Annotated in this window: 26 protein-coding genes; 15 read left to right on the plus strand and 11 right to left on the minus strand. The window is 54.3% G+C overall.

Annotated features, from left to right (window positions below; translation table 11 throughout):
- Positions 1-8: 8 nt before the first annotated feature.
- Complete coding sequence (locus tag HMPREF0733_RS03650) at positions 9-158, plus strand: hypothetical protein (protein ID WP_013398034.1); 150 nt, start codon at positions 9-11, stop codon at positions 156-158.
- A 117-nt stretch (positions 159-275) separates the two neighbouring features.
- Positions 276-710: a hypothetical protein gene (locus HMPREF0733_RS03655; protein ID WP_013398035.1), complete on the plus strand. Its 435-nt coding sequence runs from the start codon at positions 276-278 to the stop codon at positions 708-710.
- A 198-nt stretch (positions 711-908) separates the two neighbouring features.
- Here HMPREF0733_RS03655 and HMPREF0733_RS03660 read toward each other — a convergent pair whose 3' ends face one another.
- Positions 909-1247 (minus strand): hypothetical protein, encoded by a 339-nt coding sequence (locus HMPREF0733_RS03660; protein ID WP_041321618.1) that lies wholly within the window; start codon positions 1245-1247, stop codon positions 909-911.
- Between the two features lie 749 nt (positions 1248-1996).
- On the opposite strand from HMPREF0733_RS03660, the gene HMPREF0733_RS03665 reads away from it, so the two are divergent.
- The 9 genes from HMPREF0733_RS03665 (at position 1997) to HMPREF0733_RS03705 (ending at position 6432) form a co-directional block, all read left to right on the plus strand.
- Positions 1997-2254, plus strand: coding sequence for a GlsB/YeaQ/YmgE family stress response membrane protein (locus HMPREF0733_RS03665; protein WP_041321620.1), 258 nt, complete (start codon positions 1997-1999; stop codon positions 2252-2254).
- 367 nt (positions 2255-2621) lie between these two features.
- Positions 2622-3104, plus strand: coding sequence for an Asp23/Gls24 family envelope stress response protein (locus HMPREF0733_RS03670; protein WP_004005822.1), 483 nt, complete (start codon positions 2622-2624; stop codon positions 3102-3104).
- A 28-nt stretch (positions 3105-3132) separates the two neighbouring features.
- Entirely contained in the window at positions 3133-3309 is a 177-nt protein-coding gene (locus tag HMPREF0733_RS11235; RefSeq protein ID WP_004005823.1) for a hypothetical protein, read from the plus strand.
- Positions 3309-3728 carry an Asp23/Gls24 family envelope stress response protein gene (locus tag HMPREF0733_RS03680; protein ID WP_041321622.1) on the plus strand — a complete coding sequence of 140 codons (420 nt, stop codon included), beginning with the start codon at positions 3309-3311 and terminating at the stop codon, positions 3726-3728. Before HMPREF0733_RS11235 ends, HMPREF0733_RS03680 begins: the two co-directional genes overlap by 1 nt.
- Complete coding sequence (locus HMPREF0733_RS03685; protein WP_013398039.1) at positions 3725-4273, plus strand: DUF6286 domain-containing protein; 549 nt, start codon at positions 3725-3727, stop codon at positions 4271-4273. Before HMPREF0733_RS03680 ends, HMPREF0733_RS03685 begins: the two co-directional genes overlap by 4 nt.
- Before the next feature lie 13 nt (positions 4274-4286).
- Positions 4287-4937, plus strand: coding sequence for a hypothetical protein (locus HMPREF0733_RS03690; RefSeq protein ID WP_013398040.1), 651 nt, complete (start codon positions 4287-4289; stop codon positions 4935-4937).
- Positions 4927-5574 carry an RNA polymerase sigma factor gene (locus tag HMPREF0733_RS03695; protein WP_013398041.1) on the plus strand — a complete coding sequence of 216 codons (648 nt, stop codon included), beginning with the start codon at positions 4927-4929 and terminating at the stop codon, positions 5572-5574. The genes HMPREF0733_RS03690 and HMPREF0733_RS03695 overlap by 11 nt, the downstream gene beginning before the upstream one ends.
- Entirely contained in the window at positions 5571-6107 is a 537-nt protein-coding gene (locus tag HMPREF0733_RS03700) for an Asp23/Gls24 family envelope stress response protein (protein ID WP_013398042.1), read from the plus strand. Before HMPREF0733_RS03695 ends, HMPREF0733_RS03700 begins: the two co-directional genes overlap by 4 nt.
- Positions 6097-6432, plus strand: coding sequence for a hypothetical protein (locus HMPREF0733_RS03705; protein WP_013398043.1), 336 nt, complete (start codon positions 6097-6099; stop codon positions 6430-6432). The genes HMPREF0733_RS03700 and HMPREF0733_RS03705 overlap by 11 nt, the downstream gene beginning before the upstream one ends.
- Before the next feature lie 176 nt (positions 6433-6608).
- Here HMPREF0733_RS03705 and HMPREF0733_RS03710 read toward each other — a convergent pair whose 3' ends face one another.
- The 3 genes from HMPREF0733_RS03710 to HMPREF0733_RS03720 form a co-directional block, all read right to left on the minus strand.
- The gene (locus tag HMPREF0733_RS03710; protein ID WP_013398044.1) at positions 6609-8111 is read right to left on the minus strand and encodes an MATE family efflux transporter; all 1503 of its coding nucleotides are present in this window, start codon (positions 8109-8111) and stop codon (positions 6609-6611) included.
- Positions 8112-8302: 191 nt separating this feature from the next.
- Positions 8303-8692 carry an RNA-binding S4 domain-containing protein gene (locus HMPREF0733_RS03715; protein ID WP_006888382.1) on the minus strand — a complete coding sequence of 130 codons (390 nt, stop codon included), beginning with the start codon at positions 8690-8692 and terminating at the stop codon, positions 8303-8305.
- Between the two features lie 83 nt (positions 8693-8775).
- Positions 8776-9981, minus strand: coding sequence for an ABC transporter permease (locus tag HMPREF0733_RS03720; protein ID WP_013398046.1), 1206 nt, complete (start codon positions 9979-9981; stop codon positions 8776-8778).
- A 168-nt stretch (positions 9982-10149) separates the two neighbouring features.
- Here HMPREF0733_RS03720 and HMPREF0733_RS03725 point away from each other — a divergent pair, with 168 nt between their 5' ends.
- A complete protein-coding gene (locus HMPREF0733_RS03725; RefSeq protein WP_013398047.1) occupies positions 10150-10746 on the plus strand; it encodes a TetR/AcrR family transcriptional regulator in 597 nt (198 codons plus the stop codon).
- A 124-nt stretch (positions 10747-10870) separates the two neighbouring features.
- Here the strand turns inward: HMPREF0733_RS03725 and HMPREF0733_RS03730 are convergent, their stop codons facing one another.
- The 3 genes from HMPREF0733_RS03730 to HMPREF0733_RS03740 form a co-directional block, all read right to left on the minus strand.
- On the minus strand, positions 10871-11620 hold the full coding sequence (locus HMPREF0733_RS03730) for a DUF6891 domain-containing protein (RefSeq protein ID WP_013398048.1): 750 nt from the start codon (positions 11618-11620) through the stop codon (positions 10871-10873).
- Positions 11621-11800: 180 nt separating this feature from the next.
- Positions 11801-13462 (minus strand): glycerophosphodiester phosphodiesterase, encoded by a 1662-nt coding sequence (locus HMPREF0733_RS03735; protein WP_013398049.1) that lies wholly within the window; start codon positions 13460-13462, stop codon positions 11801-11803.
- A 401-nt stretch (positions 13463-13863) separates the two neighbouring features.
- Positions 13864-14376, minus strand: coding sequence for a PTS sugar transporter subunit IIA (locus tag HMPREF0733_RS03740; protein WP_041321625.1), 513 nt, complete (start codon positions 14374-14376; stop codon positions 13864-13866).
- 349 nt (positions 14377-14725) lie between these two features.
- Here HMPREF0733_RS03740 and HMPREF0733_RS03745 point away from each other — a divergent pair, with 349 nt between their 5' ends.
- The gene (locus HMPREF0733_RS03745; protein ID WP_013398052.1) at positions 14726-15328 is read left to right on the plus strand and encodes an arsenic metallochaperone ArsD family protein; all 603 of its coding nucleotides are present in this window, start codon (positions 14726-14728) and stop codon (positions 15326-15328) included.
- 111 nt (positions 15329-15439) lie between these two features.
- Here the strand turns inward: HMPREF0733_RS03745 and HMPREF0733_RS03750 are convergent, their stop codons facing one another.
- The 4 genes from HMPREF0733_RS03750 to fbaA all read right to left on the minus strand — a co-directional run bounded on the left by HMPREF0733_RS03750 (position 15440) and on the right by fbaA (position 19163).
- Positions 15440-16096, minus strand: a complete 657-nt coding sequence (locus HMPREF0733_RS03750; protein ID WP_244864829.1) for a hypothetical protein — start codon at positions 16094-16096, stop codon at positions 15440-15442.
- A 36-nt stretch (positions 16097-16132) separates the two neighbouring features.
- A complete protein-coding gene (locus tag HMPREF0733_RS03755) occupies positions 16133-16939 on the minus strand; it encodes a hypothetical protein (protein WP_041321627.1) in 807 nt (268 codons plus the stop codon).
- Between the two features lie 274 nt (positions 16940-17213).
- Positions 17214-17963, minus strand: coding sequence for a hypothetical protein (locus HMPREF0733_RS03760; protein WP_013398056.1), 750 nt, complete (start codon positions 17961-17963; stop codon positions 17214-17216).
- Between the two features lie 174 nt (positions 17964-18137).
- Positions 18138-19163, minus strand: a complete 1026-nt coding sequence (gene fbaA, locus HMPREF0733_RS03765) for a class II fructose-bisphosphate aldolase (protein WP_041321628.1) — start codon at positions 19161-19163, stop codon at positions 18138-18140.
- 207 nt (positions 19164-19370) lie between these two features.
- Between fbaA and HMPREF0733_RS03770 the strand changes: the two genes are divergently transcribed.
- Both HMPREF0733_RS03770 and HMPREF0733_RS03775 read left to right on the plus strand, forming a co-directional pair.
- Positions 19371-19676 (plus strand): hypothetical protein, encoded by a 306-nt coding sequence (locus HMPREF0733_RS03770; protein WP_013398058.1) that lies wholly within the window; start codon positions 19371-19373, stop codon positions 19674-19676.
- A 372-nt stretch (positions 19677-20048) separates the two neighbouring features.
- Positions 20049-21632 carry an amino acid permease gene (locus tag HMPREF0733_RS03775; RefSeq protein ID WP_013398060.1) on the plus strand — a complete coding sequence of 528 codons (1584 nt, stop codon included), beginning with the start codon at positions 20049-20051 and terminating at the stop codon, positions 21630-21632.
- Positions 21633-21722 lie beyond the last annotated feature (90 nt).

The following is a 21722-nucleotide window of genomic DNA, read 5'->3' on the forward strand; positions in this document are numbered from 1 at the left end:
GAGGGCGCATGAAACATTCACACGATTCCGCCCCTGACGACTGGTCTTGGCTTGATGAGTTGGGGGAGCTGGACCCGAGTTTTATTGAGGCGATCCAGCAGCTACATGCCGCTCCAATCTACTATCAGATCCCGGAACGAGCACACGGTGACATATAGCGGTTCCGATTATTTGCACATCCTTCATTCAGTAAATAATGCGCCTTTGGGTATATTACGTATGTTTCGAGGGTACTTTATAAGGATTTTCATTATCCCTCATGAAAGGTGAAGAATATGGATTTTCAGTTTGAGGTCCCGCCCCAGCTGGAGCTCGGACAGCCTATCGGTTACTACCACGAGCGATTCAATAAAGACCTTTACGATTCATCATTTCATGGAAGTGAGCGTTTCATGGGTCGCGTTACTCTGGGCAACGCCGAACGCCTGGTAGATCTTGGGTTGGCTGAGGGGAAGGTTGTTCTGTTCTCCCTGCAGATCCTGGATGGTGACACCCTCAACGGCGTGAGTCTGGGGCTTTCACCGCATGAATTTCACGAAAAAATGCGCATAGAGGGCCATGACAGTTCTATATTTTCCGAGCGCCTGATTTTCTTCGAGGATTTCCTCACCCTCGGATGCGAAGGTAAAAACATCGAATTTATCGAATGGTGGGATCGCGGATATTGGGATGACTATTCTTTCCTCGAAGAAGCATATCCGAATACATAATCTTCAGAATTATAAAATATTTAAACTGTGTCGGCATGAACCGCCATAAAATGATCGGTATATATCATCAAGAAAATATTTTTACATTAAATCCTAGAGTCAAAAAACATTCTAAAATTTAAAATAATTCAGCATCAGTGCGGCCTGCGGCAGATACAATAATTTGCCGCAGACCGCATCTGGATATCAATCTTGCCGCTATCCTCGCGGGGAAGCAGTAATAGCCGGATGATATTCCTCGCCAGCGACCGCCACCTGCGTATGGTTTGATACCAGGTGTTTTGTCACCGTTTCGTTCCCGCACGCCGTTACGGTTTCATACCGGGGCTCCTGGTAGTTAATGGGAGTGTAAAACACATAGATAACACTGTGGCACCACCAGCTAGACCCCGGCCCGTGGACCGTGGCATCAATCTCAGTTCGCGGCGGAACGAGACTTGACGTGCTGGATGCAGCATTCGCCGGAATAGCGGCACCGGCCGCAAGAACCGCGCCTGCAACCCCGGCCACCAGGGTTCGTTTGAATGACTTTTTCATAGCGTATCGCCTCATTTCTTTCTTAATCCTGACAGTTTTGAGTATTTTTTATCCACGATTCATTAAGGTATGTGCACCACCTCCTCGCATTTAATAATGCAGAAAACCTTAAAAAATAGATATGTAAGATACTTCCTCATGATCACTTATCCGTGAATTCATGAGGTATTTTTAATGTAATTCCAGAACATTCGTCAAAACAACCTTTTTTAGATTTTTGTCAGCCTACTCTCATTCAATTCTGAGGAATTTCCCCGGATTTATTAATAAAACCCCTTCACTCCCATAATGTATTTAAAAATTTACAACAGCATTCACGAATTTATTATTAAAGCGGATGCTCAAGAATAAGATTTTTTATTTATGTACTACACCGGTCAAGTCCATACCGACCAAAAGCCCATCTGCCAGCGCCCCACCCTCCCTGCCCCACGGCACCAGGAGGCAAGAAGCAGAACAGAAGGACGTAAGAGCACCCTTCACACTAAAGGTGATGTAAAACACTTATAGAACGCGTGAGGATCTGCGCACTCATGGCGTCTTCATATCAGCGCCGTAGGCTTGAGAGACGACGGCAGGCGATAACAGCCCCGTCGAATCACGCAATATGTGACAGGAAAGGCAGCTGAAATCCCGGCTGCTTCTGAACTTTCAGGCAGAACCTCACCGATCTGCGCTTTTAAGACCCCATATCATCACCGTTCAGGCGCGCACGCGCTATGGCGGATACTCACAAAGGAAGAACCATTATGCTTGGACTCATCGGAATGATCATTGCCGGCGCTATCATCGGCGCTCTGGCACGCCTCATCATGCGAGGTCACCAGAACATCTCGGCACTGTGGACCGTTATCTTGGGTGCTGTTGGCGCATTCGTTGGCGGAGGGATCGCGAGCTTCTTCGGCGTTGCAGATACTGCTGGTATCGACTGGATTCGCTGGATCCTCTCCATTATCGCCGCTATTGTAGCAATCTCCATATACCTAAGCGTAACCAAAAAGAACTAATAGCCTATATTCTCGCGTCGCTTCAGCATCGCAGGAACAAAGCCAAGCGGGGTATGCAGAAACTATTCCCAGCTTCCGCATAGCCCGCTTTGGCGTATATGAGGACTACCCGCACGATAGGCAGCTGAGCCGAGCAAACATGGGCAACAGTCGTTTTTGTACACGCTCATCAAAGCAAAGTGTTATATATCACCATTTTGATTCGTGAGGAATTCAGCGCCTCAAGCGTCTTTATAGTAGCGTCACCATCGACCGCAAGGACGGACAAAGGGCGTGGGTAGCGCCTGAACTCCCCAGCCGTCGATGCGTGCCGCACATATCAAACATCATAATCCGCGCAGCGGAAAACACATGAAATGAGGCTCCCATGAGCGATAACTCCATTCCCCAAACCGGTCAGCAGCGCGAGCGCGAAAACAACAAGGAAACCCAGCAGGATAAGACTCCTCGCGGTCCCCTACAGACTTCGCACGGTGTAACCACCATTGAAGAGAACGTTGTTGCCAAAATCGCTGGCATGGCAACCCGCGAAGTTCCCGGTGTGTACGATATGGGCAATGCCGTACGCCGTGCCTTCAGCGCCGTGACCGACCGCATCCCCAACGCCCAGACCAATGTTGCTGGCGGTATTAGCGTCCAGAAGGGCGAGACCCAGGCAGCCGTAGATGTTACCGTCGTGGTCGAATATGGAGTCTCCATTGTGGAAGTAGCCAATGCTATCCGCCGCAACATTATCGAGCAGATTGAGGGGACCACGGGGCTGGAGGTAGTAGAGGTCAATATCGACGTCACCGATGTTCATCTGCCCGACGACGATTCCACTTCCGCTGACTCTGCCGATCTCAAGTAATTCAACGCCCCCGATCTGAGGATCTTTTATGAAGACAACACACCTGGCCCTTTTGGTGGGCCTATTCCTGGGAACAATTCTTGCTTTCGGTTCCTTCGCCGACTTCATCCTGGTGGCACTGTGCGGCCTGGTTGGAACGGTGGTGGGTCTTTACCTGGAGGGCCGGGTCGATGTCCAAAGCATCCTTAATCGATGGAGGAAGTAATGACGGAGACCAATACACAGCCCGCTGCTGTCAGTGTCGAGGACTCTCAGACAGAGAGCCCCTGGCAGGAGCAGCGCGGCGTCACCGTCATTCCCGCCCAGGTTGTTGCGCAGATCGCGGCTCAAGCTGCCTACGAGAGCGCAAATGTGGGCTCGAACGCTGGGGGGCTGCTCGGGATCGGGGCACGTCGAAATTTCCATTCACGCCCCGAGGCAAAGTGTGATCTCTACGGTCAGGTTGCTGTCCTTCACTTAGATCTCGGCCTTACCTTCCCTACAGCACTGGTTTCAACTCTTCAACAGGTGCGTGAGCATGTGAGCCAGCGCGTCGAGTATTTCACTGGGCTGAGGGTTGAGAAGATCAACATTGAGATCTCCTGGCTCAATCCGAACAACCAGGTAAGGAGGGCTCTGCGATGAAAGCTCCCGTACAAAATCTCATCCGGCGCCCATCGCGGAGTTTGCCCGTCATTATCCTGGCGTTACTATTCCTCATCGTAGGAGGGCTGGGAATCTGGGCGCTGGGAAACCGTCTCCTGAACGGAGCGTGGCCGAATGGAACATCCTCAGCAGTCAGCGGGCTCGGCTCCACGATTATAGGGTCGCCAGCGGTACTCGCGGCAGCCTGCTTTGTGATCGTATGCAGTCTGTTCATGATTCTCCTGGCTCTGTGGCCGGGAGCTCCTGAACGCACTGAAGTTCTTGCAGATAACATACCCGGTCAGACAGCTATTTCACGCCGTGACCTAGCAAGGCTGGTACAAGCCCATGTCGAGCGGGTCGATGGTGTTCACAGCGCTAGGGTTCGAGTCCGTCGAACGCGCGTGAATGTGACCGTGTTCAGCGTTCTGGATGACCTCGAACCTGTGCGTCAGGCCGCACAGAAGGCAGCTGAACAGGCTATACAGACCTTGAAACCCGTCGGAACCGCACACAGCCGAGTGCGTATCCAGCACACGAGCTGAAAGAGAGAAAACCATGCGTTCGGTATCTGGAATTCTCAATAGGATAGTCCTTGCGGTAAGCGGTTTGCTCATCGCGGTGATAGCCCTTTGGCTTATAGCTTCCGGCATGGGTGTGGGTCAGTCATGGCCCGCCCTTAACTCGGTTCTCGCCAAAGCTGATACCCGGGTCGATACCTGGGTCGGACCCCAGGCACACTGGCTGTTGCCAGCCGCCGTTATTGGGTCGGTTCTTCTTCTCGCGATTGGCTTAGTCCTGCTCATTAAGCAGGTGCCCCGTAAAGCTGCCGCATCCCCCTTACGTCTGACAGGCTCCGATGGCACACTTCTGGCCACACTCAGCCCCGATGTCATATCCCAAGCGCTTTCTGAGCGAGCCGAAGACGTTCCTGGGGTTCAGCGGTGCTCAGTATGGGTCACTGGTTCACCCAGCAACCTGTGGGTGCAGGCAACCGTCACCGTAGCAGAGAACAGCGAGGTTGCATGGACCGTGAGCGAGCTCAGGAACCGACTTGACCACGACGTTAGTTCCTCTCTGGGAAAGCATGCTCGCCAGATCGACGTACTGCTGCGCCTAGAACAAGCCAGCAAACCCCAGAGTGCAGCCCACACTGTGGCAGGACAACACTCATTAGAGAGCGGCGGTTCTGATAACCATGACCGATGAACAGCGCAGCAATGCAGGGCAGTCCACCGGTCCGCCCACCGAGCATGTGCCTCATCCGAACGCTGCGTCTCAGGGCAAAGACAGGTACCTGGTGCTGCGAGCTCAGGACGGTGACATTGACGCCTTCGGAAAGCTCGTCGAACGTTATCAGGGACGCCTGTTTCGCACTGCCTACATGATCGTGCGTAACCGCCACGACAGTGAGGACATCGTCCAAGAGACCCTTGTCCAGGCGTGGCGGAGTCTTCATCTGCTTCGGGATCCTGATGCCTTCCGGGGTTGGCTCATGCGCATCTGCACTAATAAGGCCACCAGCACTATTCGTCAACTTCAGCGCCGAGCCACTGACCCTTACGATTCAGAGGGTCTTGAGAGCGCGAGCGTCCTCCCTAACACGACGTCGACAGCGACCGACGATCCGGCACAGTCCAGTGAGGTCAACGCCCAGATAGAAGCATTAGCCAAGCTGTTGGCATCCGCTCCTGAAGAGCTGCGTATCGTCTGGGTGCTTCGAGAGGTTGATGACATGTCCTACGAGGAGATATCCCAAACCCTGAACCTAACCGAATCCACAGTCCGGGGGAGGCTGGCACGCGCCCGTTCCCTCGTCATGCGCCATATGAAGGAGTGGGAATGAGTTCCACCACCCGCATCCCACACGCAGAACCGCGGCACACCAAGTCAGCTCAGTCTTATGAGCTTGACGAAGCCTCCACACGGGAGTACCTGCGTCTAATCGCTTCACTCCACAAAACCTGGGACACATTGGAAGCACAGTCGAGCACATCGGTGATGCCTCAGCGCCATATGATGGATGCGGTACTCGCCGAAACGCGCCACGGTGCCCAGGTAGAGATGCCGCCGACCGACTTAGGTCCATATAGTATGTCCGAATTCTCCCTACGCGCCCTAGTGCGACGCAGTGTAGACTCCGTACCCGGAGCTCGCGCACTCAAGTCTTCCTTCAAACATGCCCCAGCCCCCGAAGGTCAGCGAGAGCTGGGGATACCGGATACGATCTTCTGCCGTATCTCTGCGCACGTTACAACCAGTAGCCTCCCCCAACTTGCTCAACAGGTTCGTGATGCTGTGCGCCAGGCGTGTTTTGAGAACCTAGAATTATCCCCAACCGTCAATATCCACATTGAGGATCTGCACGATGACGATTAACCTCTCAGCAGCCGAATTGACTCATGTAGTCACGGCCGTTCCCGGTGTGCGCGGCATTGAACCGGGGATCGGATCCACGCTGAAAGCCATCGGCAACCGTATGAGCGGCGATCCTGCGACCGCCCGATTCGGGATCATCATCGAGTCGGGCGCGCAGAAAGTCATTATCGAGATTGGAATCGACGACTCTCGTACGGTCAAAGAAATTGTCCGTGATGTTCAAGAGGCGGTTCTGCGCTCACTGTCGCAAGCAAGTCGAGAGGGCGGCGCTTCGGGGTCAGGTTCCAAGCCTCAGGTGAGGGTGCGAATACAGTCCCTTCTCTGAACACTGCGTATCGCATAACCGTCCCTGTTTCAGGGAACACATACCGCTAAGGGTATAGTCCGTTCGCCATAGATGCCGTGGGGGGCACCAGTCGATGCCTCAACGCTATGCGTAAGCTAAAAGACCGTGAAATCACTTGTCCTCAGCACCTGAATTCTGCGTAAACCCCGGAAAAATTACGCTTTAATCCACACGTCCGAGGCGGCGCGGCGGCCGAAGATAAACGCCCGCACGCCCTGGTACCACAGGATGTACGCCGCCCACAGCCCCAGGTACCCCACCGTGGCACTCAGCAGACCACCGGAAACCGCCCAGTGAATCCCGAAAATAACGGGCGCATAAACAACCAGCATCACAAATGAGCCAATTGCCAGGTATTTCACGTCCTGAGCACCCATGAGGATACCATCAAGAACGAATACATATGCGGCTATCGGCTGCCCCACGCCAATCACGAGGGTAGCCCACGCGAAGAGGGTGGCGACGGGCGCATCCTGCGTGAAAATCCAGTTCCCGAAGAAACCGATCACGGGCGCAACAACGCCGGTAACGACCCCGTACACCAGGCTCATACGCACCAGGCGATTCTTGAGTTCACGCACTTTCGCACGCCCGGATTCAGCCGTCAGGTCGCGTTCCCCAAGTTCCTTGCCCAGCAGTGCCTGCGCCGCAATTGCAAGAGAATCCAGGGCGAAGAGCAACAGGTTGAACACGCTCATACCCAGTTGATATGCCGCCGTCTGCTCGTCACCCAGGCGAGCCACCACAAATACGGTAGACAGCAGCGCTAGGCGCATCGAGAGGGTGCGCAGCATCAGCCAGGAGCCGAGGGATAGCACGCCGCGCATCCCCGCAATATCGGGACGCCACGTCACGCCCTGCGGGCGCATCTTAAGATGAATAAATATACCGAGTGCGAGCGCCATGCCCCACTGCGTGAGCGATGTGCCCGTCGCCGAACCGGCCACGCCCCAGCCGACCGGGTATATCAGCACCCAGTTCAGCGCCACATTCACCACGGTGCCCACACCCGCAACTTTGAGCGGGGTCACGGTATCTTGCAGCCCGCGCAGGGTGCCCATGAGCGCCAGAATCATCATCATGGGCGGAATGCCCCACAGCGAATGGTGCAGGTAGTCGCGCGCATAGCCGATGGTTGCGTCGTTCGCGCCCATGCCGCGCAGCGCAGGGTCGGCAAAGATATAACCCACACCCATAATGAGCAGACCGAGTCCAAGCGCAACCCACACGCCGTCCACGCCGATGCGGTAGGCGTGCGCCAGCCGATGCGCCCCGAACGCGCGCGCAACCGCCGGGGTCACCGAGTATGCGAGGAAGTTCATGAGCCCCACCACGGTTGTGATGAGGGTTGCCGCAATGCTCATGCCCGCCAGGGTTTCGGTGCCCAGCTGCCCCACGAGTGCGGAATCGGCGAGCACGAACAGCGGCTCGGCAATCAGTGCGCCGAAGGCGGGTACGGCGAGCGCCAGAATACGCCTGTTGAGCGATTTTTCGGGTTGGGTTTTCCCAGAGTCCGCGCCGCCTTCCCCCAGGTGAAGGGGGATGCTGCCGGTGCGCGGGGTCGCATCCAGCAGGTTTTGGGGTTCGTGCGTGCTGGCGGTGCCGTCGGATGTGTTCGCGGCGCCTGATGTGTTGGGTTCTGAGGCCTTGTTGCTCATAGGTACAGCCTACTCCCGCAAAGATGGCACGTCAGCGATGTGTTTATCTGTCTCACGCTATGACCGCTTCTTATTCCGCGAGCAGGTGGTTTTTGGTTTGAGCAGGTAGGAAAAACTCACCTGTTCGGCAAAATCCTACCTGCTCGCGGTTCTTAACGACGATCGCGGGGTGAGAGAAAGCGGAACTGGGTTTAGCCTTTTCGCCCCCGCAGCTCGTCTAGGGCACGGCGTTCTTTCTTGGTGGGTCGCCCGGTGCCGCGTTCACGTTTGGCGACTGGCGGCATCGACAGGTGCGCGGGGCGCGGCCCCGAGAGGTCTTCGTAACAGGTGACGGCGATCGGCGCGCCCACCCGTTTGGTGATGAGTTTTTCGACCTTAAACACCCGCTCCCAGCCGGGGTAGCGCACCCGCACAATGTCGCCTCGTTTGAGTTTTTGTGAGGGTTTTGCGGATGCATCGTTCACGCGCACGTGCCCGCCTTTGCATTCGTCGGCTGCGAGTGCGCGGGTTTTGAAGATGCGCACCGACCACAGCCAGACGTCGATGCGGGCGCTGGTGATCTCTTCGCTCATACTTCCCATTCTAGGAATCTCCCCCATGCGACGCGAGCAGATAGTATTTTGAAAATACTATCTGCTCGCGGATCTACTCGCAGGCGGTGTCGCTATGTGTTTGCCGTTTTCCAGGGAATCTCAACGTTGTCCGGCACATCTGCGTTCGCCTCGGTTTTCGCGCCAACGCTCGCGGTATCATCCTCTGCGCTCATGTGAGTTGCTCGGCGTTCTTTCCACGCCCAGCCGATCGCCCCGGCGAGAAGGCCAAACCCTGCCCAGCCCAACAGCACAGCCCATTGCAGGGAGTTTGAAGCATTCGGAAAATAGGCGATATTCCGCAGCAACGTGTTGGATGCACCCGGCACCATCAGCTGCCCGAAGGCACCCCAGGGTGCGGGGATGAACTGCCACGGCATGTTTGCCCCGGAGAGCGGGTTGCCGATGAACATGGAGATCACGGCGCCAAGACCGATACCGACGGCGTCTGCAAACAGCGCGGACATTCCGATCATGAAGGAGGCCGTCGCGAAAACGGTCATGCCGAAGGTCGCCCAAAGTGCCCCGAAATCGCCGGGAACAAACCCGAACCAGGTTCCTAGAATAAGGGTCATGAAGAGTCCGCCAAGAATCCCGTAGAGTCCTGCAGTCGCGAAGCGTCGCACGGTTCCTTTGACAAGAGAGATACTGAGAACCCCGCCGATTATGCCGCCCATAACAAGCGGGAATGCGGCAACCGCCAGACCCATACCGTTGGGGTCACCGTCGCCGAGTGGTACGACTGCGGTGGTTTTGACCTGCGCCTGCTGCAGTTTTTCCTGCTCGGTTTTCAGCTGTTCGAGCTGCTGGGTGGCGATAGCGCCCTGCTGCCCGCCCGCCTGGGCGGCCTGCTGCAGTGCCTGAGTTTTAGCTGCGGTAGCTTGCTGCTGTACCTGAGCGTTCATCTGCTGGGCTACGCCAGTGAGCATCTGGTTTGCGGATGCGTTTGCGGCGGGCGCGGTCATGACCTCGGGCGCCGCACCTTCGGTGAAGACGATCGCGCCGTAGGTTTCACGTTCTTTGATCTGCCGTTCGGCGTCTTCGCGCGAGGATGCCTGTTTGAACTCGAAGGTTTCGATTCCTCGCTCTTTGAGTCCTTGCTCGAATTGGCTGACGGCTGCTTCCGGTCCCGCGATGGAGACGGGTAGGTTCGTCTCCATGGCTTTAGTGGGCCACGTGAAGGCGAGAATCACGATGCTGACGATGACGGATGCCAGCGTGGCGATGGCGATAACTTTACGCCAGGATGAGGGCGTAATCGCCTCCGGTGTGCGTGCCATGAAACTCTCCAAACAAAATAGATGTTTTGTTTATTAACACCTAAGACTCTACTCTGCATAAAGACCAGACGCAAACACAATAATCATTTTGTTTATAATTTCACAACAGAGAATAAACATTCTATTTTTATCTAGCGCAAACTCCTCGGAAAGGTATAGTCTTAAGGCATGCCACGTCTGACCGAAGCCACTAAACAGGCACGTCGACGCCAAATTATCGACGCCGCCTTCACGTGTTTTACCGCCAAGGGGTACACCCATACCTCCATGACGGACATCATCAGAGAATCCGGACTTTCCTCGGGTTCCATTTACTCGCACTTCAGCGGCAAAGGCGACATTCTTTACGCCACTGTTCAACAGCGTATCGATATGATCGCCGCAGCTTACGGGGAACTCAAAGACCCCTCCCCACGCGACATTATGCGCATGATCTTCGCCACCTCAACCGTCGAAGCGAACTTCACCTCGATGCTGCGCATCCGTCTGGAATCGTTTACCGTTCCCGAGGTGCAAGAATCCACCAACACGCTTTTTACCACTCTGCACGATATCGTTGCCCAATCGCTCATCCCCTGGGGCCAGCGGTATCTTGAGGCAGAGAATAAACGCAAACCTTCTGCCGACGAACTTCAAGCCTTCGTCAGCGACACAGCGGATGCGCTCATCCTCACTTTCCAGGGGTTCATGGTGCGCTCAACCCTGTCCCCCTCGACCGACCGTGAGCACCTTTTCCAGATTGCGCTGAGCCTGCTGCCCGAATAACCTCCCCGCGAGCACCGGTAAGAAAATACAAAAAGCTAGAGGGGCGCATCCCGTATAACATACAGGATGCGCCCCTCAACTCACGCGCGACTCCTCCGGCGGACCGCACGCACGGTTTTATAGCTTACGGAATCTCGTAGACCTCAACGTTATCGAGGCGCGGGCGGGTATCGTAGCTACCGTTCCAGGTCACCTTAATGCCGTAGCGTTCCAGCGTCGGAATCACGGTATCAAGCATCAACGCGAGTGATAGTTCCTCATGTTTGCGGGTGACGGCCGCGCGCTGCTCATCACTGAGTTTCTTCCACGCCTCTTCATCAGAGGGGTACGCCTCAAACGAGCCGAAGCCAATGTAGGTGCTCCCGCTTTCCGCCAGATTCTCGGCATCCTGCTGGTGATAGTAGATATAGCCCTTCCATCGGTCAGAGCCCTCACGCTCATCCCAGATTTCGGCGCTGGCGCAGGTTCCGCAGCACGAAAATTTACCGCGCGCAAGCACGCCGTGCGCCTCCAAATCAGCGAAAGCCGCAGCCAAGTTGCCAGAATCACCCGTAACACCCAAACGCTCGGCGAGCGCACGGCGCTCCCTCACGACTTTCTGCGCGTATTGTTCAATATCGTGGTAGAAGTCGCCTTTGACCTGCGATTCGCCTAGAAATTCTTCTAGGCAGTCGTTGAGGTAATCCGCATATTCGCTGGCGTCCTCGCCGGTGAGGAGCAGGAGCATGATTGCATCTTCAAAGTCTTCTCGTGCTTCTTCGGGCAGTTCCCAGGACGTGGGAACGGGTGGAGTGAGTTGCCATTTAAACCATGCGTCCCGAGCTTCGGGGCTCACAGTCGTTACAGCTTTTTTATCGGTGAATGAAGTTGTCATGCCCCTAGAGTAGCACCTAGATCAGCATCGCCTTAACCCCGCCCGAATTGCTACGGTAACCTGTACCTGACGTCAAACAGTTTTTGTGCACTGCCCAACTTCTTCTTGGCGAACCCGCGGCGGCTTATCCACACAATTTTCTCGGGTGGATAAGCCGCCCTGGCAGCCTGGTTCAAAGGCTTATGCCCATGACTCACGGGCAAGTGCGCGGGTGAGCACGAGCGGACCGCCGGTTGCATTGCCGTGATAGCGGCCGAAATGCACGTAGGGACCGCGGTAGGCGGCATCATGAATCTGCGCGGAATACTGGCCGTTAATCACAAAGTAGAAGTACTTGCCCTTCACCACAATTTTGCCTTCGATACTCTCGTTGGGCTTGATAGGCTTTTTCAAGTTCATGGTGTGCAGAACCTTACCTTCGCGAGACGCACCCGGCCCGCCGTCAAGACGAATCAGCTGTGCAAGATCGCCCGTCCGGTATTTGCCGTGCTCGTCCCGAACCTTCGCGCCGGGGCGAAGAGCGAGCACATAGCAGCCGTCCTCGGATGCACCCCGGAACTTCCCGGCGATACCGAGCGGACCGTCGTGGCTGCGACCGAACGCCATGTACCCGTAATTCCAGGTGGTTGTGGGCAGTTTCTTATCCCAGTGCATAGCGAATTCGAGGGTGTACTGTTCCCTGTCAGTGGCAGCAGCGAGCGGCCCCAACAGCAAGGATTCGTCGTAATTCTGTTGGTGCATGATTGCCCCGCGGGTGAAGTCGGGGTAATCCTGGGCGTTGGTGATGCTGGAGGGCAGCATGCCGTGCTCCCGACGGCCGCTTTCAACGTTGATCGTGGCCTGTTTTTTCCACCCGCACACCCAGGACGGGTCGGGGCTCATAAACCCGCGCACGCCCAGGCTCTTGTAGTGTTCGTAGGTGCTTCGGCGGTGCACCTCCCAAACAATCACGGGCTTGCCGAAGCCGACAATGGCACGCACCTTATCATCCGCCATGGAACCGTACCCGGGGCCGCGCACGGATTCAAAGTAGGGCACGCCGAGCGCATCCACGTTGTTGGATCCCGCCAGCTGACGGATTCCTTCAAGGCTGTCGTTGGCGTCGAAGTAGCACCAGGTCTGGCAGCCCGCGGCTTTCGCTTGGGCCAGATACTTTGAGTTGGGGTTGAAACCGCCGTGGCCGTCGCGGTACATCTTGATCACCACACGATGCGCCAGCCCGCGTTCTTTGATAGCTTTCAACAGATGGCCCTGTGCGCGCCAGTCTTTCGCTTCGATGAAGAGGGGAAGGCGCTTGCCGGTGGGGGCGTTGTTAATCGCATCCACGGCCTCTTCAAAGGTGGGAATCTGCTCCAGCGGTGTACCTTCACCGAGGGTCTTGCGCATATTGACGTAAACGCCGCGCAGTTTTTGCAGGGTAAGATCACGTACTTTGCGATTAAGTCCAGTAACGCGCATCAGCGATTCATCATGAATGCAAACGGGAATATTATCAGCCGTGGTTCGTAAAGAAATTTCGATAGCATCGGCATTTCTTGCAGTTTGAGTATATGCGTATGCGGTGTGTTCGGGATTAATATCGCCCGAACCACGATGTGCTACAAAGAATTCTTTTTGTCTAAGAAAGGTCCAGGCCGCATGTTCCGGGTCAAATTCAATATCTTCGTCGAGGATAGGCTGCTGTTCATCATTGACAGGCTGTTCCTTCTCGCCGGGAAGACTTCCTTGAATTCTCGCCTCTGCTGCGGATGCGCCCACCACGGGCATCATAGCGGCGGCAGCGCCAAGCGTGGTGGCGCCAAGAACGGTACGTCGGTTGAGTTTCTGCGAAGAAAGGCTCATGGGTATGAACTCCCAAATACTATATGTTGCTGAGTGAATGAATAGGCGGACACATCAAAAAATATTTTCTTGACGCGTCACATAAATAGCATAACTATTTTTTACCTGTAAATCACTTTTGCTTGAGCGAGAAAATTTATCTTTGTCAAGTATTTTCCCACGCCTATTTCTTCGAGACAATATCTTTTGCCCGTTAAAAAGTTTTTGTTAAAAAATATGGTTCCACCGAAAATCGGTGAAACCATATGAGAAAGCCTCTTTCGTAAGGTCTGTGCGTCGGCACCTGCGGCACAAGACCTCACATAAAGCGAGGCTGTGTAAAGCCAAAGCATCGTGCCAGACAGAGCGAGAAAACCAGCACCTTCCGCCCTGTCGAAGCATCACAAGGCTCTACGCGTCTTCTACTTCTTGGTCGCTTCCGCCACGTGATCGCCCGCGTTGACGGTGCGGCGTTCTTCGGAGTCCTTCACAATATTGAACTTGGGGGTGTTAGTAACCATCACCATCGTCTCCTTGGAGGGAATACGATCCTTAATAGCCTCCCAATCAACCTCAATAATGGGAGCACCCGCCTCAACCTTATCGCCCACCTTAGCGTGCGAGGTAAAGCCTTCGCCATTGAGATCTACAGTATCGATACCGATATGCACCAGCACCTCGCCGCCGTTATCGGTGCGCAGCATAAAGGCATGCATGGTGTCTTGGATCAAGGCGATCGTACCTGCCGCAGGGGCAACGATCATATTCGATGTAGGGTTAACGGCGTAGCCATCCCCCATGACACCCTGCGAAAATACGGGGTCAGAAACTTCAGACAGCGGAAGGTACTCCCCCGTCACCGGTGCCACATAAATATCAGCGGTTGCGGTCGATTCCGTCGGTGCCGCTGCTTTTTTCTTCCCGAAACCAAACATAAGATCTCCTTTGATGTAGTAAACACCCGAAAGATGTCGTTTGTGTAACGACACAGGCAAATACATGTATTTGCCCTTTAGAATACCGTACTCGTCAGGTTTTTGTTACTGTGTCCACCATAGGTCGAGGGATTTTGAAAAAATATTCCCAGCCTGCATAATATGCCGAATTTCCAGAGTATATTTCATGATGCAGTCGCTCAATCAGGCGGCAGACACAGCACTAGAGCTCCGGAGGATTTCGCTGATCGCTCAGTATTTTTGTAAGCCCTCCCTGCATCGGGTAAACACGAGTACACTTAGAGCATATTGAAGGCTTGAACCCCTAACAACGAGAAAGTGTTCCCGCATGAGTGAGCATACCGAAGAACTAACCGGCACCATCCTTGAGGTTTTCATTCCGGGTCCGGGCGAGAACCCTGAGGACCCTAACGATATGGAACGAACCCTCTTTTTGGGCGCTGCGCAGGAAGCACTCGATTCGGGGGTCGATATTGAGGTTTACTCAACCGATAGTTACCCTTCAGCATTCGAAGAATGCGAACCCGTCGCCGAGCAGATTGCGATGAGCGGTGCCGACGTTCTACCGATTATGCTCGTCAACGGCGAGGTCAAAGTTTCGTTTATGTACCCGACCGCCGAGCAGATTACGCGCTTCTCTAAGGCGCACAAGATCAAAAAGCCGAAGGCGAATGCGGCTGCAGCGGCATGCGGTCCGAGCGGTTCCTCCGGCTTCACTCCCATTCCCGATTTGGCACCCGGTGCTCTGCGCGAACCCGCCGGTTTCGCGGCTACCCTCGCCGGTAAAAAGCCCCAGGTGGTAGGTGGTCCCGATATTGGTAACCGCGTGAACCTCATGGGCGGCGACACCGGTGACGGCATTCCCTCTGAGGGTTCAGTCGCCACCAAATCCGGCGGATGCGGATGTGGTGGCTGCGGGTGCGGCGGCTAAAGCGCGCATCCCTGCACGAGTAGTTCCCTCCCCGAATGTTTATATGCGAGTGCCCCGGACTTCTTGATAAAGAGTCTGGGGCACTCATATGTTTTCACAGCTGGCTACCGGCTACATTAAAGACTCCGCTCCCTGAGTCCAAACCGTTTTGTTCTTCCGGCGGCGAGAATATTCACGAACCGTCACGAAGATAAAGAATATGCACAGGGCTACATCTATGAAATCTAGAGCCCAACTGAGGTACCCCAAGCCATAGGTGTACTGAAGGGAGCCACCCGCAAAGACGATGCTGAACAGTTGAATGAGCGATGCTGCCTCTACACCTTGAAGGAACAAACCAATAATATTGATGCCCAGAATAAATCCCAGCGATTTAGACCTGAGATAGAAGGTACCGGCGAGTATCTGAAGCCCGTAATATACCGGATATGCACACGCCAATGCTATGCGCTGAAAATCTTCTGCATCCCAATAGTCGAATCCATGCTTAACGGTAAGCTCCACATAGTCATATAGACCCCACACGGACATTCCCAGGCTCACTATCATGAATGCGATACGCACCCCATACAGCCAACGGAACGGAAATTTGGGGTCTGCCGTCGTCACGGCTATGGACGCCTCCGTTTGGTTCGCAGCTCCCGGGTGCGCATACTGCCCCGGTACCGTCGAAGCCCGTTCGTCGGAAGGCTGCGACGCCGCCCAAGGTTTTACCGCATCCTGCGGATTCTGTTCGGCAAAGTTTTCTCTCGATGATTGCTCGCTCATAAATTCAAAACTATCACGCATATCGTTCACATCTCGCTATTTTTCTGCCTCTTCGTCACTGAGACTGTTGTTTGAACTTTCCTTACTATCGAGGTCTGCGATATTTAGGGGCCGGGCAGCAGGTTTAGTTTTTGCCGTCCCTGAACCCATCATTTTCACGAAAACAATGCTCACCCCAAGGTCAAAAAGAACCATTAGACACCCAAAGGGGTTATCGTATGCGACGGTAATCATGGTCATCACGAAAGAGAATACAAGACCATAGTTATTCACCTTTTTAACCCAGGGATAGTCTTTGCGCCGTATAAATTTTGCGCAGGCGCGGGTCTGTACGGCCGTAATATATACTGCATAAGGAATCATCAGAAACCCAAGAATTGCTATATGGGATAATGGCCGTTCAACCGATAACAGATTTACAGAAGTTTCTTCGCGATATGAAGTTGAATACCGCGCCATAGAGTTTATCCACGAATAAGCTATAACTACTATCGGAATATACGCCAGAGCTATACGAAGAACATAGAATATCTTGAGATTCTCAAGCCCTAGGGGTTTTGCCGCAGAGACTTCCACTGAATCGTGCGCCTTCTCTAGCGATTTTACGGGACTTCCTGAACTTGTGGGATTTTCCGGCTTTTCGGCATCATTTTCCGGCTCTCCACTAGGGCGGATCACGAGTTCCTCATCCCCCAGCTGGCCGTAAAGTGCCGTATACGCAGGAAGTTCATTATCTGCCGAGGCGCTATCGACCATACCCGACCAAGGAACCTTACGGCTGCTTTGAGCGGCAGGCGCATCGCGAGCAGAATTATGGGGCGAAAAGTCATGGTCAGTACTCATATTTTCACCCTAGGATTACACCCTGGATATTCTATGAAAACCCCCTGAACATTCTCAATGAATATACTCCTTACATATTTCCTCATACTAAAAAGGCTCTTTACGTCAATAAAGCATTGGAAAAACCGCTCCAATGACATAAGCAGATGCGGCAGCTAAAGCGCGCATTTCCACACGGGTAGCGTTCGTTCCCGAATGTTTATATGAGAGCGCCCCGGACCCCTTGAAAAAGTCCGGGGCACTCATGTATTTCACAACTTGAAGAGTATCGAGACTACATTAAGGGCTGCTCCGGCGGGTTCTGAGGCTGTGCATGCTGAGATTGTGCGGTTTGTGCTTGTGCTGGCACATCAGGGGTTTGCGGCACATAAGTATGTGGAGCCGCCGCGTAAACAGGCTGAGTCTGAGTCGTCTTCATTTTCTGGCGGCGAGAATATTCGCGAATCACAATGATGATAAAGAATATACACAGAACCAGATTAATAATGTACAGTCCCCAGTCTAAGTACGTTGAAGCTTTGGCATATTCAAAGAAAATATCTAAGCGCAGAAGATTCTCAATCAGTTTAGGCAGCGAGGGCAACTGGACGATTAAACCTAGGATATTCACGCCCAGAATATAGCCAAGCCCTTTGGACCGTAGGTATAGTATTGCCGCGATAATCTGCATGATTTCGTAGACCGGATATCCAATAACCTGGGGTGCTTCGATAATTTCTGCGAGGGCGAGCGACACATAACCATCAAGAATCGTGGTAACAAGTTTGTAGAGAATCCGCACGCTGAGCCATAAACTCACCGCCGTGACCACGATGCGCACCCCATACAGCCAACGGAACGGGAATTTAGGGTATGCCGTCGTCACGGCTATGGGCGCTTCCGTTGGGTTCGCGGCACCCAGGTATGCATCCTGCCCCGGTACCGTCGAAGCCTGATCGTCGGAAGGCTGCGACGCCGTCCCAGGTTTTACCGCATCCTGCGGATTCTGTTCGACAAAGTTTTCTCTCGATGATTGCTCACTCATAAATTTAAAACTACCATGTACACCGTTCACGACGGCGACTATTTTCGCCGGATTCGCCCGGCAGACCTCTCACACACATACTAAAAAGGCTCTTTATTCCAATAAAGCGGTGGAAAACCCGCTTTATTGGAATAAAGAGCCTTCTGATGCCGGGGCAAACCGGCTAAGCATTACCTACTTGTTCAGCGAGGTGCCTGCCGAGCCGAGCTGCTGGCAAGCCTCAACCACGCGAGCTGCCATGCCCTCTTCAGCCTTAGCGCCCCACACGCGGGGGTCGTATGCCTTCTTGTTGCCGACCTCGCCGTCAACCTTGAGCACGCCGTCGTAGTTGGTGAACATGTGACCGGCGACCGGGCGGGTGAAGGCGTACTGGGTATCGGTATCAATGTTCATCTTGATCACACCGTAGGAAACCGCATCCGCGATCTCCTGAGCGGTCGAACCGGAACCACCGTGGAACACCAGCGAGAACGGCTTCTCCTTACCGTACTTAGCGCCGATCTCGTCCTGAATCTGCTTGAGCAGTTCGGGGCGCAGGTGCACGTTACCGGGCTTGTACACACCGTGCACGTTACCGAAGGTCAGCGCCGCAATGTAGCGGCCCTTCTCGCCCAGACCCAGAGCCTCAACGGTCTTCACCGCGTCATCAACGGTGGTGTACAGGGAGTCGTCAATAGCGCCTTCAACGCCGTCTTCCTCGCCGCCGACGGCACCAATCTCAACCTCAAGCACAATCTTTGCCTTGTTGGTGCGCTCCAGAAGCTCAGCCGCAATCTTGAGGTTCTCATCTAGATCAATAGCGGAACCATCCCACATATGAGAGTTAAAGATGGGGTCTTCGCCGCGCGCCACAGCCTTTTCAGACTCGGCGAGCAGGGGAAGAACAAAGCCATCCAGCTTGTCCTTGGGGCAGTGGTCAGTGTGCAGCGCGATGTTCACGTCGTACTGTTTGGCGATCTCACGAGCGTATGCCGCGAATGCCAGGGAACCAGCGACCATATCCTTCTTCGATGCTCCCGACCAGTACGCTGCGCCACCAGTGGATGCCTGAACAATACCGTCAGAACCAGCCTCAGCGAAACCGCGAAGAGCGGCGTTGAGGGTCTGCGAGGAGGTGACGTTTACTGCCGGGTAGGCGAAGCCTTTTGCTTTCGCATTCTCCAGCATCTCTGCGTAGACTTCGGGGGTTGCAATAGCCATGCTGACTCCTTGACTAGGGTGCGGGAAAACGTAAATTCCCGTGGTTTTGTTGGCGCGTCTGAACGCCATCTACAGAGACTATTTTACCAAGGGGGTTAGGGTTTTCTGTAGACTGAAAGCGCCGGTTTTTCGGCTTATTTCGGGCTTTGATGAGGCATTTTAGCCCGTATTTGAGAGTCATTGTCATCATAATGAGGGGAACGCCGAATGGGTGAAAATAACCCTAAGAATGCACGGCTGGCACGCCTGCAAGAACGCCGCGCAGCGATTCAAGCCCGCATGGATGCGCACGTCATTGGAGGCGGCCCCGTCGCCAAATCCCTCGCCCTCATTGAACGGATGCGCGCCGAAGGTGCCACCGATCTTGAGATCGACACCACCCTCGCCAAGAAGAAGCTCCCCTCCGTCATCGAGGTGGGGCGCAAATCCGCGCTTCACGTACCCGGCTGGTGGCTGCTGACCCGCCGCAAGAAGCGCCTCGACCGAAAGATTCACGCACTAGGCGGCAGCTAAACCCACGACAAGCGAGCGCCGTCTCCTCGCATCCTGTACACCCTACCTGTATAAATACACACATATTTTTCTGTGAGCCAGGGATAATTTTATGTTCCCTGCTATAGCAAGGAATAAACTGTATTTATTAAATTTCAATAACAATTTTCGGAATATTCCCGGCATCACAGTAGTACGTGCATTATGCATTGACGCGCATATTATCGGGGTGTGCTCCCCGTAACATTCTTATACTTGGTCTGCTATAGTCTTAAAAAACTCCATGCGGCTTCCGGAATTTACTATATATCCGCGTGGAACAACACCGTATTGTGGCGCTCTGAGAAGGTACACCATCGTTCCCACTGGGCGCTGCAGGTCATAAGGAAAAATATGAGTCTCGATTCACCTAAAAAACCTATGACGCGACCAGACCACGAAGACGCCTTCGCTCATGAGCAGGAAGGTCTGCACAAGGGGCTAGGCGCTCGACAACTTCAAATGATTGCGATCGGTTCCGCTATCGGTACCGGTCTATTCTTGGGGACAGGCGGGCGCCTCGAAAAGGCCGGCCCCATGCTTGCGATCATTTTCGCCGTCTGCGGGTTCTTCGGCTACCTGATCCTGCGCGCACTGGGCGAGCTGATCCTGCACCGCCCCTCCTCTGGCTCGTTCGTCTCATACACCCGCGAATTCTACGGCGAAAAGGCGGCGTTCGTCTCCGGCTGGCTGTACTGGCTCAACTGGGCTATGACGGCGGTGGCGGATGCGACCGCAATTGCTATCTACATCTCCTGGTTTGGGCGATATAACCAATTCTTTGCCGACCTACCGCAATGGCTCACCGCCTTCATTGTGGTGATTGTGACCGTGTCCCTGAACCTGGTCTCGGTTAAGCTCTTCGGCGAGCTGGAGTTCTGGTTTGCACTCATCAAGATTCTGGCACTGCTGACCTTCATGGCGGTTGGTATTTGGTACCTCATCTTCGGACAGCCCATCAACGGCGTGCAACCCGGTATTCCGCTGATTATGTCGCATGAAGGGCTCTTCCCGCAGGGTGTTCTTCCGGCGTTAATTGTTGTGCAGGGCGTTGTGTTCGCATACGCCGGTATCGAACTGGTGGGCACCACCTCCGGCGAAACAAAGGACGTCAAGAAGATTATTCCGCGCGCTATCAACGCTGTGGTGTGGCGCATTGCCATCTTCTACGTGGGCGCCGTAGTGCTGCTGTGCCTGCTCATGCCGTACACCGTCTACAGCGATGACGAGTCGCCCTTCGTGACCTTCTTCGACAATATTGGCGTGACCGCAAGTGCCCCAATCATGCAGCTGGTCGTGATTACCGCCGCCGCATCGTCGCTGAACGCGGGCCTGTATTCGACCGGTCGCATTCTGCACTCAATGGGTGTTGCCGGGTCTGCGCCGAAGTTCGCAACTAAGGTTTCTAAGTCCGGCGTTCCGGTGGCGGGTATTCTGTTGACCGGCGTGGTGGGGCTTTTCGGTGTGGTTCTGAATTTCATTGTTCCCGAACAGGCGTTTGAGGTCGTGCTCAATATTGCGGCCTTCGGTACGATGGCATCCTGGGTTGCTATTTCGCTCTCGCATCAGAAGTTCCTCAAGCTGGCCAAGGAAGGAAAGTACACACGCCCCGAGTACCGTGCCCCCGGCGGGCGCTTTGCCGACTGGTCGGTTCTGACCTTCATGGCTATTGTTATTGTGCTGATGGCACTCGACTACCCCGTGGGCACATGGACTCTCATCTCGCTTCTTTTCGTGATTCCGCTGCTCATTATTGGTTGGTTTGTGGTACGCGATCGAGTGAATGAGGTTGCGCGTGTTCGTGAGGGCTTCACGGGCGCTGTTCCGGTGATTGCGGCTCCTCCGATGGCGCGTAAGCTCTCGAATGAGGGCGTTTACAAGAATTACTTCACGGAACTTGCCGAACACGACGATGATTCGGATGAGGATCGGAAGTAGCTTTTTACACACATTATTTTCCGGATATTGCACACACTACGCTGACATAATGTCATGCATATTGTCAGCGTATTCCGGGGAATATTATAT

The sequence above is a fragment of the Rothia dentocariosa ATCC 17931 genome (genome assembly GCF_000164695.2).
GTDB classification, from domain to species: domain Bacteria; phylum Actinomycetota; class Actinomycetes; order Actinomycetales; family Micrococcaceae; genus Rothia; species Rothia dentocariosa.